Source organism: Pseudomonas sp. Irchel 3H3 (assembly GCF_900187635.1).
Lineage (GTDB): Bacteria > Pseudomonadota > Gammaproteobacteria > Pseudomonadales > Pseudomonadaceae > Aquipseudomonas.
The window spans coordinates 60,191-73,615 of the sequence record NZ_FYEC01000025.1; the positions used below are offsets into that span (position 1 = coordinate 60,191).

The 13,425-nt window shown below is 62.9% G+C and carries 13 protein-coding genes; 9 read left to right on the plus strand and 4 right to left on the minus strand.

Translation table 11 applies throughout. From position 1 onward, the window contains the following. Nucleotides 1–60 precede the first annotated feature (60 nt). On the plus strand, nucleotides 61–936 hold the full coding sequence (locus CKW24_RS22040; RefSeq protein WP_095170284.1) for a LysR substrate-binding domain-containing protein: 876 nt from the start codon (nucleotides 61–63) through the stop codon (nucleotides 934–936). Nucleotides 937–961: 25 nt separating this feature from the next. Here the strand turns inward: CKW24_RS22040 and CKW24_RS22045 are convergent, their stop codons facing one another. Beyond that, nucleotides 962–1,918: a site-specific integrase gene (locus CKW24_RS22045; RefSeq protein WP_095170285.1), complete on the minus strand. Its 957-nt coding sequence runs from the start codon at nucleotides 1,916–1,918 to the stop codon at nucleotides 962–964. A 248-nt stretch (nucleotides 1,919–2,166) separates the two neighbouring features. Between CKW24_RS22045 and CKW24_RS28205 the strand changes: the two genes are divergently transcribed. Beyond that, nucleotides 2,167–2,334 carry a hypothetical protein gene (locus tag CKW24_RS28205; protein ID WP_159987324.1) on the plus strand — a complete coding sequence of 56 codons (168 nt, stop codon included), beginning with the start codon at nucleotides 2,167–2,169 and terminating at the stop codon, nucleotides 2,332–2,334. Nucleotides 2,335–2,353: 19 nt separating this feature from the next. Here the strand turns inward: CKW24_RS28205 and CKW24_RS22050 are convergent, their stop codons facing one another. The 3 genes from CKW24_RS22050 to CKW24_RS22060 form a co-directional block, all read right to left on the minus strand. Continuing rightward, a complete protein-coding gene (locus CKW24_RS22050; protein ID WP_095170286.1) occupies nucleotides 2,354–3,619 on the minus strand; it encodes an MFS transporter in 1,266 nt (421 codons plus the stop codon). 38 nt (nucleotides 3,620–3,657) lie between these two features. Next, nucleotides 3,658–4,728: a sugar phosphate isomerase/epimerase gene (locus CKW24_RS22055; RefSeq protein ID WP_095170287.1), complete on the minus strand. Its 1,071-nt coding sequence runs from the start codon at nucleotides 4,726–4,728 to the stop codon at nucleotides 3,658–3,660. A gap of 112 nt (nucleotides 4,729–4,840) precedes the next feature. After that, a complete protein-coding gene (locus tag CKW24_RS22060) occupies nucleotides 4,841–6,349 on the minus strand; it encodes a PLP-dependent aminotransferase family protein (protein ID WP_095170288.1) in 1,509 nt (502 codons plus the stop codon). A gap of 237 nt (nucleotides 6,350–6,586) precedes the next feature. On the opposite strand from CKW24_RS22060, the gene CKW24_RS22065 reads away from it, so the two are divergent. From CKW24_RS22065 to CKW24_RS22095, 7 genes are all read left to right on the plus strand, one after another. Continuing rightward, nucleotides 6,587–7,567, plus strand: a complete 981-nt coding sequence (locus CKW24_RS22065; protein WP_095170289.1) for a quinone oxidoreductase — start codon at nucleotides 6,587–6,589, stop codon at nucleotides 7,565–7,567. A gap of 14 nt (nucleotides 7,568–7,581) precedes the next feature. After that, nucleotides 7,582–8,430 carry a TauD/TfdA family dioxygenase gene (locus CKW24_RS22070; RefSeq protein ID WP_095170290.1) on the plus strand — a complete coding sequence of 283 codons (849 nt, stop codon included), beginning with the start codon at nucleotides 7,582–7,584 and terminating at the stop codon, nucleotides 8,428–8,430. An 86-nt stretch (nucleotides 8,431–8,516) separates the two neighbouring features. Continuing rightward, nucleotides 8,517–9,569, plus strand: a complete 1,053-nt coding sequence (locus tag CKW24_RS22075) for a 3-keto-5-aminohexanoate cleavage protein (protein WP_095170291.1) — start codon at nucleotides 8,517–8,519, stop codon at nucleotides 9,567–9,569. A 91-nt stretch (nucleotides 9,570–9,660) separates the two neighbouring features. Then, complete coding sequence (locus CKW24_RS22080; protein ID WP_095170292.1) at nucleotides 9,661–10,992, plus strand: MFS transporter; 1,332 nt, start codon at nucleotides 9,661–9,663, stop codon at nucleotides 10,990–10,992. Then, nucleotides 10,989–11,654, plus strand: coding sequence for a DsbA family oxidoreductase (locus CKW24_RS22085; RefSeq protein WP_095170293.1), 666 nt, complete (start codon nucleotides 10,989–10,991; stop codon nucleotides 11,652–11,654). The genes CKW24_RS22080 and CKW24_RS22085 overlap by 4 nt, the downstream gene beginning before the upstream one ends. Further along, complete coding sequence (locus tag CKW24_RS22090) at nucleotides 11,651–11,977, plus strand: Rieske 2Fe-2S domain-containing protein (protein ID WP_095170294.1); 327 nt, start codon at nucleotides 11,651–11,653, stop codon at nucleotides 11,975–11,977. Before CKW24_RS22085 ends, CKW24_RS22090 begins: the two co-directional genes overlap by 4 nt. Continuing rightward, complete coding sequence (locus CKW24_RS22095; RefSeq protein WP_095170295.1) at nucleotides 11,974–12,984, plus strand: YeiH family protein; 1,011 nt, start codon at nucleotides 11,974–11,976, stop codon at nucleotides 12,982–12,984. The genes CKW24_RS22090 and CKW24_RS22095 overlap by 4 nt, the downstream gene beginning before the upstream one ends. Nucleotides 12,985–13,425: the final 441 nt, after the last annotated feature.

A 13,425-nucleotide genomic window follows, 5' to 3' on the forward strand; every position in this document is an offset into this window, starting at 1 on the left:
GACAGTCATTCGATCAATTCAATATGGCTTCAGGCAGTTAACTATTGATGGAGTCTATGGATGTCCAGCGCAAAGATGCGAGCGTTCCTCGCCGTGGCCCGCCACGGCAGTTTCAGTGCCGGGGCACGGGCGATCGGCCTCAGCCAGCCGACCCTGACCACCCAGGTGCAAGCGATGGAACGGCAATACAACCTGGAGTTGTTTCACCGCCGTGGGCGGCGCATCGAGTTGTCGGATGTCGGCCGGCAACTGCTGCCGATCGCCCAGGCGATGGCGGCCCTGGACCTGGACGCGCACAACCTGCTGCGCGATTCCGGCCGGCTCGACAGCGGCGAGTTGCGGTTGGGGGCGGTGGGGCCGTTTCATGTGATCGAGATGGTCGACCACTATCTGCAGCGTCATCCCCGGATCGATGTGTCGATCCGGGTCGGCAACTCGGCAGAGGTCCTGGCCGATCTCGAACGCTACGTGACCGACATCGCGGTGCTGGCCGGGCGGCACGACGATCCGGCGCTGTGTTCCGTGCATTACGCGCGCCACGCGATCATCCTGTTCGCCCACCATGCCCATCCCCTGGCTGCTCGCGGCTCGGTGCGTCTCGAAGAACTGGAGGGCCAGGCGCTGCTGCAACGCGAGCCCGGCTCCACCACCCGCGCGGTCCTCGACGCGGCGCTGCTGGCCGCGGGCGTGGTGCCGCGAATCGCCATGGAGATCGGCAGCCGTGAAGCCCTGCGCGAAGCCGTGGTCCGCGGAATTGGCCTGGGGGCGGTGTCCGAAGCTGAATTCATTGCCGACCCACGGATCCGCGCGATCCGCCTGGAAGGCGATCCGCTGTACACCGAGACCTACCTCTATTGCCTGGCGGAGCGGCGCTCCAGCCGGCTGATTTCATCGTTCTTCGAGGTCTTGCTGGCGGGGCAGACCCAGGCTTCTTGAGCGTCAGGCCGGGCAGGGCGGCGGATCATTCGAGGGCGCGCGGGGTGATGCCCGGCACCAGTGGCTTTTGCGCCAAGCCACCAAAGCTGTGGGAAGCGTCGACGTAGCGCATCGCCGACTTGATGTCTTTCCAGCCGACGTAGCTCATCAGTGACTTGATATCCCAGCCATTGGCGGTCGCCCAGGTGGCAAAGCCGCGGCGCAGGGAGTGGCTGGTGTACAGTTCGGCGGGCACCCCGGCTCGGCGAAACAGGCGGCGCAGCAAGGGGATCAGGCTGTTGGCGTGCAAACCGTCCGGCGCCAGGTTGCCCCAGCGGTCCAGGCGCCGGAACACCGGCCCATAGGCAATGCCCGCGGCCGTAATCCAATTGCCATAGGCCTGCACCGGGCAGAGCTTTTTCAGGGCCGGGGTCTGGAAGCGGGTCCCCAGGTGCTGGCGATCGCCTTTGCTGTGGGGCAGGTAGAAGCTGATCCCGACCCCCGCTTGCAGCTCGGTGTGTTCAACCCGCAGGCGAGACAGCTCATCGCCGCGAAAGCCACGCCAGAATCCGATCAGCACCAACGCGGCATCCCGCCGACAGCGCAGCACGGTGGGCCAGTCGTGCTGCTGGGCGGCCAGCGTTGCCTGGTGTTCCAGCCAGTCGATGGCCTGCTCCAGGTGTTGCAGCAACAGGGGCGCCGCCTGCTTCTCCTGCGCCGGATGCAACGTGCGGATGCCCTTGATCATCTGCCGCACCGTCGGCGTCTTGGTCGGGTCGGGAAATCCCTGGGTGATGTGCCATTGGGCGAGGGCGGCCAGGCGTTGCTTCAAGGTGCTGATCGCCAGTTGATCGGCGTAGTCGGCCAGGTAGCGCACGATACTGTCGCCCGTCGCCGGCAAGAACCCGCCCCAGGTCACTTCGAAGTGCTCCACCGCGGCACGGTAACTGCGCCGGGTGTTCTCCCGGGTACCGGCCTTGAGGTAGCGATCGACCTTGTTCATTCACAGCTCTCCGGACGCAAACGTATTGCTGCGGTATCCAACAACAGGATTTTTGCCTATTAGATTCGATAACGCTCAATTATTCCATCTTATAAACACCGTTTTCAGCAATGTGGAATTTCGTATAAATAGTATGTAAATACATGGTACGTACCACTCGCATAAAAGCCCGCTACAAATGCCCTGGCTCCGCAGGAGTTGCAGGTTGAGCGCCATCCGAAGTTGATTGGGGATTTGCGGGTGTCGCGTTGCGCATTGCTGGCGCTGAAACGGTACGCCAAGGCCTGGCCGTACAATTCGGTCAGGCCTTGGGCCGCGAAGGAGGGGAGCACGAATGGCGGATCGTCAGAGCTGACGTTGCCGAAGGCACCCGCGCCATGCTGGAGCGACGGGTGCCGATGTTTGCCGGTGAATGAAGAGCAGTAACCCGCAGGTTCAGGCGGGCGCGACGTCAGCCCCGGCGGTGGCTCGGGCGTTCTTGCGCACGGCCTGGTACAGCAGGCTGGAGACCAGGAAGCCAACAATGGCCAGCAGGCTCATCAGGCTGAACACATAGTTGTAGCCTTGCTCGCCCGGGAAGTGGTCGAGGATCGCGCCGTAGATGACGTAGGCGAACATGCCCGGTGCATAACCGATCAGGCAGCCGATGCCAAAGGCTGAGCCGGTAATGTGCTGGGGAATGCCGACTTCGCCCATGGGCGCCCAGAACACCCCGCGCATGGAAAACACGATCAGCGCAAAAGACAGGGTGGCGGCCATGCCGGCGTAGATGTAACTCGGGCTTTTCGGAATCAGCATGATCACGCCCATCAACGGCAACAGCGCCAGGAAAGCCCATTTCAGGTAGCGGCTGGTGCTCTTGAACTGCTTGTCGGCAATGAAGCCACCGGCAGGTCCGCCAAGGATTTTCAGGCAGTACTGGTTGATGATGCCGTAGGCACCGACCAGCGCCACCGGCAGTTGGTACATGTCCTTGAGGTAGGGAATGAAGTAGGTCAGGCCGCAGTACACGATATAGACCATGAACACGTTGAGGCTGACCAGCCAGATCCCCGGGACCTTGATGGCTTCCAACAGGTTCGACAGGCCGTTTTTTGCCTGCACGGTGGTCGACGTGGTGCCGCCCTTGAGCAGGAACCAGGTCAGTGTCCCGGCCAGGATGTCGATCACCGAGTAGAACAGGATCGCCGATTTCAGCCCCGTTTCACCCGAACCCATGGCGACGAAGACCCCCAGCGCAGAAAAAGCCACCAGGGTATCGACCACGCCCCGGCCACCTTCCAGCAGCCCGAACAGGCGTCCTTGTTCCTTGTCGTCGCCCAGGTTGCGGATGGCCTTGAGCAGTGACGGCCAGAACAGGCAGTCGGCGCACACCGCCAGCAGGCTGAAGACAATCAACAGGTTGCTGAAGGGCGGGAAGGTCGCGAGGTACAGGCCCAGGCCGCCGGTACCCAGCAAGCCCAGGGGAATCAGCTTGCGCGTGTCGTAACGGTCGGCGAGCATTCCGCCGACCACAAACAGCGCGGTCGCAATGATCGCGTTGGCGCTGAGCAGCAGGCCGATTTCAGTGTGGGTCAAACCCATGAACTCTTGCATGGGGATATAGAAGGCGTCCTTGAGGTTCGCCAGTTTATAGATGGTGCCGCCACCGAGGATCAGGATCAGGAATCTGAGCCATTTGGCCTTGTCACGAGTTGTCATTGTTATTCTCCAAGCGTCGTCAGTGTGTCGCGTCGGGTTCAAGCGGGTGTGCAGGAGGCCAGGGTCAATTCGGCCAGGGTGCGCAACTCGGCCAGCAGGCCGCGCACGTAAGCGACCTGGTTGTTGGCCCAGCGGTGTTCATCGGCCAGCATGCGTTCCAGCGAGTAACCCGCTGGCAACGGCGTATCACTCATTTCCCGGTAGGCAATGAACGGGTCGGCGGACTCGTTGGTCTGGCGAAACGCCGGGGCTACGTAGTGGTTTTCCTGCTCGAGGATGAAGGCGATCACCTGGGGGCTGGACTCGCCCAGCATCAGCAACTCGAACAGCATGCGGGCACTGGGCAAGTCGTCTTCGTCACTGCCTTGCAGCACGCCGTAATGGCCAAAACCACTGTGCTCAGGGACGATTTGCACGCCCTTGAGGTGGACCTGGCGAATGTGCGGCGCGAGGTTGCGCAGGGCCTGCAGCGGCTGTTCACAGGCATTGATCATGTTGCCGAAGTCGAACAGGGCATGCAGCCGGGGGTGGTTGAGGCGGCTGAGCAACTGGGCGATCTCGGCGCTCTTGAGTTCCTCGTGTTGCTCGAAGTCGAAGTACAGGTCATGGGCATCGGCCTGTTGCGCGAGGTAGCGCAGGTCGTTTTCGATCAGGTCCATGACCTGTGACAGTGAACCTTCGTAGCGTGAGTACACGCGGATGTTGCGCACGCCCAGGGCGCGGGCGATGGCGACCACTTGATCGACATCGGCTTGGCGAGTGCTGCTGATTTCCAGGTGCACCTCGAGGCCCAGGGCCCGGGCCTTGTCTGCAAACGCCTGCAACTGTGGGGCGCTCATCTGGCTCAGGCTGTTGGCCTCGCCGTCCAGCAGGTGCAGGCTCAAGCCCTGCAGCTCGTGGCGATAGGCAAAGTCCAGGAGGTCGGCGGGGGTGACACGGCCGTGGGTGAGGTTGGTCAACAGGGGATAGGCGTGGGCAAACAGGCGCAGTTGGCCCAGGCGGTCGAGCAACTGGCGCGCCAGTTCCGGGGTCAGTGTTGCGGGCGCTTGGGCGGCGCCGGCCTTGTGGCTGAGCAAGGCGCTGAAGCGTTGTTGGATCTTATTGTTCATTCGAGTGGTTCCTGGTTCAGACACCGGGTCTACCGGCGCAACCTTTATCGCGCCAGTCAGGAACTCTCGATAGATCCATTATCGGTTAAATCATAAGACCACTTGCCAGGCCTCAGCTTGCCGCTGGCAGGCACCCCATGTCGTGCAGGGCCTGGGCGAGTGCGGCGACTCGCTGCTGCGCCTGGTCCTCGGGGGTGCTGGCAAAGCCGATCAGCAACGCCGGTGGCTGGCGGTGCTCGATGCAGTAGTCGCTCAGGGCATAGGTGTAGATATGGCGCAACGTCAGCTCCCGGGCGATGAGCTGGTCATCCAGCTGCACGGGCAACCAGGCGATCAGGTGCATGCCGGCATCCACGGGCGTGACCTGGAAAAAGCTCCCCAGCTGTTGCTGCAATTGCTCGACCAGCGCCTGCTGGCGGGCCTGGTACAGCGCGCGCATGCGGCGAATGTGGCCGAGAAAGTGGCCCTCGACCATGAAATCGGCAGTCACTGTCTGCAGCAGGGTCGGCGGGCTGCGATCCATGACCGCGCGCAGGGTGCAAAACGGCTCGATCAAGGCCTGGGGCAGAATCACGTAGCCCAGCCGCAGGGAGGGAAACAACACCTTGCTGAACGTGCCGACATAGATCACCCGTGCCCCCTGGTCCATGGCATAGAGCGCGGGCAGGGGGCGGCCGTGGTAGCGAAACTCACTGTCGCAGTCATCTTCGATGATCCAGCTTTGCTGCTCCTCGGCCCAGTCGATGAGCTCCTGGCGCCGCGCGTAGCTCATGGTCACCCCCAGAGGGTGCTGGCGCGAGGGGGTGGTAAACACCAGGCGAGCGTCGGGACAACTGTCCAGGCCGTACTGCACGTCGATGCCCTGGTCGTCGATGGGCAAGGGCACCACGTGGCCACCCTGGGCCTGCAGGGCGATGCGCGCGGCGATATGCCCCGGATCCTCCATCCACACCCGGTCCTGGGGGTTGAGCAGGAGCATGCCCAGCAGGTTGAACGCTTGCTGGGCCCCGGACACGATCACTACCTGCTCGGCAGAACAGTCGATCCCGCGAGCATCGAACACGTAGTGCGCGATCGCCGTACGCAGGGCCTGTACGCCTTGCAGTTCGCCATAGCCGAGCATCGCCTTGCTCGGTTTGTGCAGGTGGCGGTTCATCAGGCGCTTCCACACAGCCTGGGGAAATGCATCGTAGGCACTGTGGCTGGGCAGGAAGGAAGTCGGGCTGCCGGGTGCCCAGTCGGCATAGCTGATGCCCTGGAAATGGCTGCTGCGTAAAGACAATACCGAGTGACTGAGGTCAGACAGGCGCGGCGGCTGGGGCAGGGCGTCCGGGGCATTGGTGCTGCGGTTTTCCCACTCGGTGCCGACGTAAGTGCCCGCCCCGGTGCGCGAGGCCAGGAAACCCTCGGCCAGCAGTTGGTCAAACGCGTTGAGCAGGGTAATGCGCGACAGTCCCAGCTCCTTGCTCAACGTGCGGGTCGACGGCAGCCGCACACCGCCCTGGATCCGGCCGTTGAGGATCTGCTTGCGAATCTGCAAATACAGCTGGCGGTACAGCGGTATGGAGCTGGTGCGGTCCAGCACGATGCCCGACAGCAGCAAGCCAGAGGGGGATTTCATTGCACGCTCGTCTACAGGAGGTTGGGGTTGGGCTGAAGTGGCTTGCGGCCAAGGTTACCCAGAGGCCTGGGATAAGTCATCCACGGTACCTTGAAGCCGTTGATCCGGCGCGCTCGATTGTCACGAAATGAAAAGCCATTGTCGTCTGATGAGAAGCGGTGCCGCAGGCTGAGTCCTACAGTCCAATCAGCACAATTCGATGCCGCACGCCTATCTTGCAATGGAGAATAAGAAAACATGGCCAAAGCCGTCCGCTTTTACGAACCCGGTGGTCCCGATGTCCTTCGCCTTGAAGACGTCGAAGTCGGCGAGCCCGGTCCCGGCCAGGTTCGTCTTCGTCATGTGGCGGTCGGCCTGAACTATGCCGACACCTACTTTCGCAATGGCACCTACCCGATCCCAATGCCCAACGGCATGGGCGTGGAAGCTTCCGGGGTGGTCCAGGCCATCGGCGAAGGGGTCAGCAACGTACAGGTTGGCGACCGTGTCACCTACACCGGCTTTCTCAACACCCTGGGGGCCTACAGCACCGAGCGCCTGATCCCGGCCGCGCCGCTGATCAAGCTGCCGGAAACCATCAGTTTCGAAACCGCCGCCGCCATGACCATGCGTGGCCTGACAGCCTCGTACCTGATGCGCCGCATCTATGACTTCAAACCCGGTGACAGTATTCTGCTGCACGCAGCCGCCGGTGGCGTGGGCCTGATCGTTTCGCAATGGGCCAAGCTACTGGGGCTGACGGTGATCGGCACCGTGTCGACCGAGGCCAAGGCCGAAGTCGCCCGCGCCCACGGTTGCGACCACGTGATCAACTACAGCCACGAAGACGTTGCCCTGCGGGTGCGTGAGTTGACCGATGGGGTAGGGGTCAACGTGGTGTTCGACAGCGTTGGCAAAAACACCTTCATGGGCTCCCTCGATTCCCTCAAGCGTCGTGGCCTGCTGGTATGTGTCGGTACCGCTTCCGGTCCGATCCCGCCATTCGACCCAGTGCTGCTGGCGATGAAGGGCTCGTTGTTCATGACCCGCCCGGCGCTGGCGGACTACATCTCGGACCCGGCAGAGAAGGCCGCCCTGGCCGGTGAACTGTTCGAGCTGGTCGGCAGCGGCCAGATCAAGATCGAGATCAACCAGCACTACGCCTTGCAGGACGCCGTCCAGGCCCATCGGGACCTGGAGTCACGCAAGACCACGGGCTCGTCGATTTTCGTCATCTAAGGGAGCCGCCTGCCATGAGAGTCGAACAATTGACCTGCAGCATCGGCGCGGAACTGATCGGCGTCAGCCTCGCCGATGCGGTCCACGACGACGGTCTTTTTGCCGAGATTCGTGCCCAGTTGCTCAAGCACCGGGTGGTGTTCCTGCGTAACCAGGACATCAGCCGCGCCGAGCATGTGGCCTTCGCCCGACGCTTCGGCGAGCTGGAGGATCACCCGGTGGCCGGCAGCGACCCGGACCACCCGGGCCTGGTGCGCATCTACAAGAATCCCGACCAGCCGATGGACCGCTACGAAAACGCCTGGCACACCGACGCCACCTGGCGTGAAGCACCGCCCATGGGTTGCGTGTTGCGCTGCGTGGAGTGCCCGCCAGTGGGTGGCGACACGATGTGGGCGAATATGGTGGAGGCCTACGCACGACTGCCGGAAGACGTGAAGCTGAAGATTGCCGAGCTGCGTGCACGCCACAGCATCGAAGCCAGCTTCGGCGCCGCCATGCCGATCGAAAAACGCCTGGCGCTCAAGGCCATGTACCCGGATGCCGAGCATCCGGTCGTACGGACCCACCCGGAAACCGCTGAAAAGGTGTTGTTCGTCAACGCCTTCACCACCCACTTGAGCAACTACCACACCCCCGAGCGGGTGCGTTTCGGCCAGGACGCCAACCCGGGCGCCAGCGAACTGCTGCGCTACCTGATCAGCCAGGCCTATATCCCCGAGTACCAGGTGCGCTGGCGCTGGCAGCCCAACAGCATCGCCATCTGGGACAACCGCAGCACCCAGCATTACGCCGTCATGGACTACCCACCGTGCCATCGCAAGATGGAGCGGGCCGGGATCATCGGCGACAAGACCTACTGAAACACCGCAACGGCATTCGCACTCGTACAAGCGCTGCCCGGGCACGATCCCAGGTGCGCGAACAACCATAATAAAAGGAGTAACTCATGCAATTCTTTGACGATTCCCTGCACCCGGAAAACATGGAGAAGGTGGTCATCACCGTGGCCCCTTACGGCCCGGAGTGGATGCCCGAAGACTTCCCGGAAGACATCCCCCTGACCATGGATGAACAGGTGCAAAAGGCGGTCGATTGTTATGAGGCAGGTGCCACGGTCCTGCACCTGCATGTACGCGAGTTGGACGGCAAGGGCTCCAAGCGCCTGTCCAAGTTCAACGAACTGATTGCCGGCGTACGTGAAGCCGTGCCAGACATGATCATCCAGGTCGGCGGCTCGATTTCCTTTGCCCCGGAAAGTGATGGCGAAGCGGCCAAGTGGCTGTCGGACGACACCCGGCACATGCTGGCTGATCTGCAGCCCACGCCAGACCAGGTCACGGTAGCAATCAACACCACCCAGATGAACATCATGGAGCTGCTGTATCCGGAGTATCTGGAGGGCACTTCCCTGGCCAACCCGGGTATCCAGGCTGCGTACAGCGAAATGACCGTGCCGGCCGGCCCGGCCTGGGTCGCCGAGCACTTGCGCCGCCTGACCGCAGCCGGTGTGCAGCCGCACTTCCAGCTGACCGGCATGCACGCCCTGGAAACCCTCGAACGCCTGGTGCGCAAGGGCATCTACATGGGGCCGTTGAACCTGACCTGGATCGGTATCGGCGGCGGCTTCGACGGCCCGAACCCGTTCAACTTCTTCAACTTCATCCACCGCGCGCCGAACGGTTGCACCCTGACCTCCGAATCGCTGCTCAAGAACGTCATGCCGTTCAACACCATGTCGATGGCCATGGGCATGCACCCGCGCGTGGGCAATGAAGACACTATCATTGATCACAAGGGCGATCGGTTCAGCTCGGTTGCGCAGATCCAGCAAACCGTGCGCATCGCTCATGAACTGGGTCGCGAGATCGCCAGCGGCAAAGAAGCCCGCGAGATCTACCGAATCGGTGTGCAGTACCAGAGTATCGAAGAAACCCTGTTGGCCAATGGTATGGCCCCCAACCGCAAGGTGGGCGAGAAAGGTGTGCCGCAACGCGGCTGATCGCTGACGTGGGGGAAGTTCAAGGCTTCCCCCGCGCTGCGTTGCTACAAGCTCGATAACAACAATTACAACAATGTTTCGAGGAGGCTGCATGGCCTTTCACCCCATTGCCGCAGACGATGATGACGCCAGTGGTGTCGGTGTTGCGCGCAAATATGCCTGGATCGTCTTTGCCCTGACGTTCGGCCTGTTGATTTCCGATTACATGTCGCGCCAGGTGCTCAACGCGGTATTTCCGATGCTCAAGGGCGAGTGGGCCCTGAGCGACGGCCAGTTGGGCCTGCTCAGCGGCATTGTCGCGCTGATGGTTGGCTTGCTGACCTTCCCTTTGTCGTTGCTGGCGGACCGCTTCGGTCGGGTCAAGAGCCTGGCGTTGATGGCGCTGCTGTGGAGCCTGGCCACCCTGGGTTGCGCGCTGGCCCAGGATTACCAGCAGATGTTCATTGCCCGCTTCATGGTGGGCGTGGGCGAGGCGGCGTACGGCAGCGTGGGTATTGCCGTGGTGATCTCGGTGTTTCCCAAGCACCTGCGGGCCACCCTGACCAGTGCGTTCATGGCCGGCGGCATGTTCGGTTCCGTGCTGGGCATGGCCCTGGGCGGCGCGATCGCGGCCAAGCTCGGCTGGCGCTGGTCGTTCGCCGGCATGGCGTTGTTTGGCCTGCTGCTGGCGGTGCTGTACCCGATCATCGTCAAGGAGGCACGCATTGCCCCGCAACGGGCCAGCCAGGCCGCGAACAAGGTCGCCGCGGCGGTCAAGCGGCCGCTGCGTACCCTGTGTTCCAGCCCTTCGGTGATTGCCGCCTATATCGGCAGTGGCTTGCAGTTGTTCGTGGGCGGCACGGTGATTGTGTGGATGCCCAGCTACCTCAACCGTTACTACGACATGGCCACCGGCAAGGCCGGTGGCGTCGCAGCGATCATTGTGTTGTGCAGCGGCGCCGGGATGATCCTGTGCGGCATCCTCAGCGACCGCCTGTGTCGGCAATCGGCCCAGCGCAAGGTGTCCCTGGCAATCGCCTATTGCCTGGGCAGTTGCCTACTGCTGTCGGCAGCGTTCGCCTTGCCGCCAGGCCCTGCGCAGTTGCTGCTGATTTGCCTGGGGATGCTGATTGCGGCAGGGACGACCGGCCCTGCCGGGGCCATGGTTGCCAACCTGACCCACTACTCGGTGCACGGTACGGCCTTTGCCACATTGACCCTGGCCAACAACTTGCTCGGCCTGGCCCCGGGGCCATTCATCACCGGCAAGGTGTCGGATGTGATCGGCCTGCAGGCGGCGTTTCAACTGGTGCCACTGGTGAGCATCGCGGCGGCCGCGGTGTTCTTTTACGCCAAGTGTCACTACCACAAGGATATTGCCCGGCTTCAGGGCGAACAGGTCAACGATTCGGTTGGCCACGCGGTTGTAGAGGTGAAAGTGTGAGTGCTCGTTTACAGATTGATGTGTTTTTCGATTTCATCTGCCCCTGGTGCCTGATCGGCAAGCGCCAGCTGGAGCGGGCCCAGGCGTTGCTGCTCAGCCAGCAACCCGGGGTGCAAATCATTACCCAGTGGCACGGCGTGCAGTTGTTGCCGCACATGCCGGTCGGCGGGCAGCCCTTCGCCGAGTTCTACAGTCGCCGCCTGGGCAGTGCCGAAGCCGTCAGCCAACGCCAGTCCCAGGTGCAGCAGGCGGCGAACGCGGTGGGGGTGAGCATCGATTTCAGCCGCATCGCGACCATGCCCAATACCGCCGATGCCCACCGTTTGCTGGAGCGGGCCAACCAACTGGGCTCGCCAGAGCAGCGCGATGCCTTGCTGGAACGTTTGTATGGTGCCTATTTCCAGCAGGGCGAGGACTTGGGATGCCGGCAGACCCTGCTGGCCATCGCCCAGGACTGCGGGTTCGAGGTCGCGGCGCTGGAGGATTGTCTGCGTGGCGATGGCCAGGAGTTTGTCGGTCATGGCGCTGGCGCCGCCAGCGGGGTGCCGTGTTTTCAGTTCGATCGACACCTGACGATGGTCGGCGCGCAACCGGCCGAAGCCCTGTTGGGCGCGATGCGCGAAGCCCTGCTGGAAAGCCTGCGTGAGCGGCAACCGGCATGAACCGGCGGGTCCCTGTGCCTGCCGGAAAACTCCCGCAGGCAGGCGGTCGCGCACTGCTGGATCTGGAAGGTAAAAGCCTGGCGCTGTTCAACGTCGACGGCGAACTGCTGGTGATCGACGACAGCTGTCCCCATCAGGGCTCGTCGTTGTGTGGCGGGCGCCTGGAGGGGCGAGTGATTCAATGCTGCGCCCACGGCCTGCGCTTCGATCTGCGCACGGGCTACCTGCTCAATTCCACCGCACTCAAGGTTGCCCAGTATCCGGTCGAGGTCATCGACGACCAGGCATTTATCGTTTTCCCTTGCGAGGAGTCCGCGCCATGAGCGCCATCGCTCTTACCCGTATTCATAGCCGCACCCGCGAACTGGCGCCGGGGTTTGTAGTCAGCCTGATCGTCGCGGCGGCGGCGTCGTTTTTGTCCGAGCACTACGGTGCGCCGGTCATGTTGTTCGCCTTGCTGCTGGGCATGGCCCTGAACTTCCTCGCCGGTGAAGGCACCTGCAAGGCCGGCATCGAGTTCACGGCGCGCACCGTATTGCGCATTGGCGTGGCCTTGCTCGGCATGCGCATTACCCTGGAACAGATTGCTGCGCTGGGCTGGAAGCCGGTGGCCCTGGTGGTGATCCTGGTAGTGGTGACCATCGGTGTCTCGGTGATCGCCGCCAAGGCCCTGGGGTTCCAGCGCCTGTTCGGCATGCTCACCGGTGGCGCCACTGCGATCTGTGGCGCCTCGGCGGCCCTCGCACTGGCGGCGGCCTTGCCCAACCACCCGCAAAAAGAACGGGCCACGCTGTTCACGGTGATCGGGGTCTCGGCGTTGTCGACCCTGGCGATGATCCTGTACCCGATGATCGCCAATTGGCTGGAGTTGTCGCCGCAAGTGGCCGGGGTGTTCCTTGGCGCGACCATCCACGATGTCGCCCAGGTGGTGGGGGCCGGCTACAGCATGTCGACCGAGACCGGGGATACCGCCACGGTGATCAAGTTGATGCGCGTGGCCATGCTCCTGCCGGTGATCGTCTGTGCGGCGATGGTCACACGCATGCAGGGCGCCGATACGACGGGCAAGCGCCCGCCGTTGCTGCCCTGGTTTGCCGTGGGTTTCCTGCTGCTGGCCTGCATCAACAGCACCGGCTGGGTCGCCCCGATGGTGCAGGGCACGGTCAACGAGCTGTCACGCTGGTGCTTGGTGGTGTCCATCAGCGCCCTGGGGATGAAGACCCAGCTCAAGGAGCTGGCTGCGGTGGGGATCAAGCCGATCCTGCTGATGGTCGGGGAGACAGTATTCCTGGTGGTGCTGGTGCTGTTGTTGCTGCACTGGGGGCTGTAACCCCTCCACAAAGCTCTCGGCCGGTGCCACAAGCGCCGGCCTTTTTCACGGTGACTGTGCCAGCGGTCGCCGTTTTTTTTTGCCCAGATATCCAACTATTTTGGCTGTGCTGGCCCCATCGCGGCATCGGTATCTACACAACTGTGGTGCGACGTTGCACCAGGGTGTTGGATTAGACCGAGTACATATCCATTTCTTCGGTAACGGCCACCTATGGTTCCGCTTTTACAGCGGCTCACTTTTGGAGGAGCCCAAAAGTAAGCAAAAGGCTCTTGCCCCACCACTTGGCACCTCGCTTGGGCTCGGTGTGCCCTCACTCCGGCTTGAATCCGTGGGCCGCCGCCACGCGCCATCCATGGCGCGGGGCGGCTAACCCGGCGTCCTGCCGGGTTACCCACGGCTTCAAGCCTGCGTTCGGCCAGCGTGGTTAACGGGGCGCCC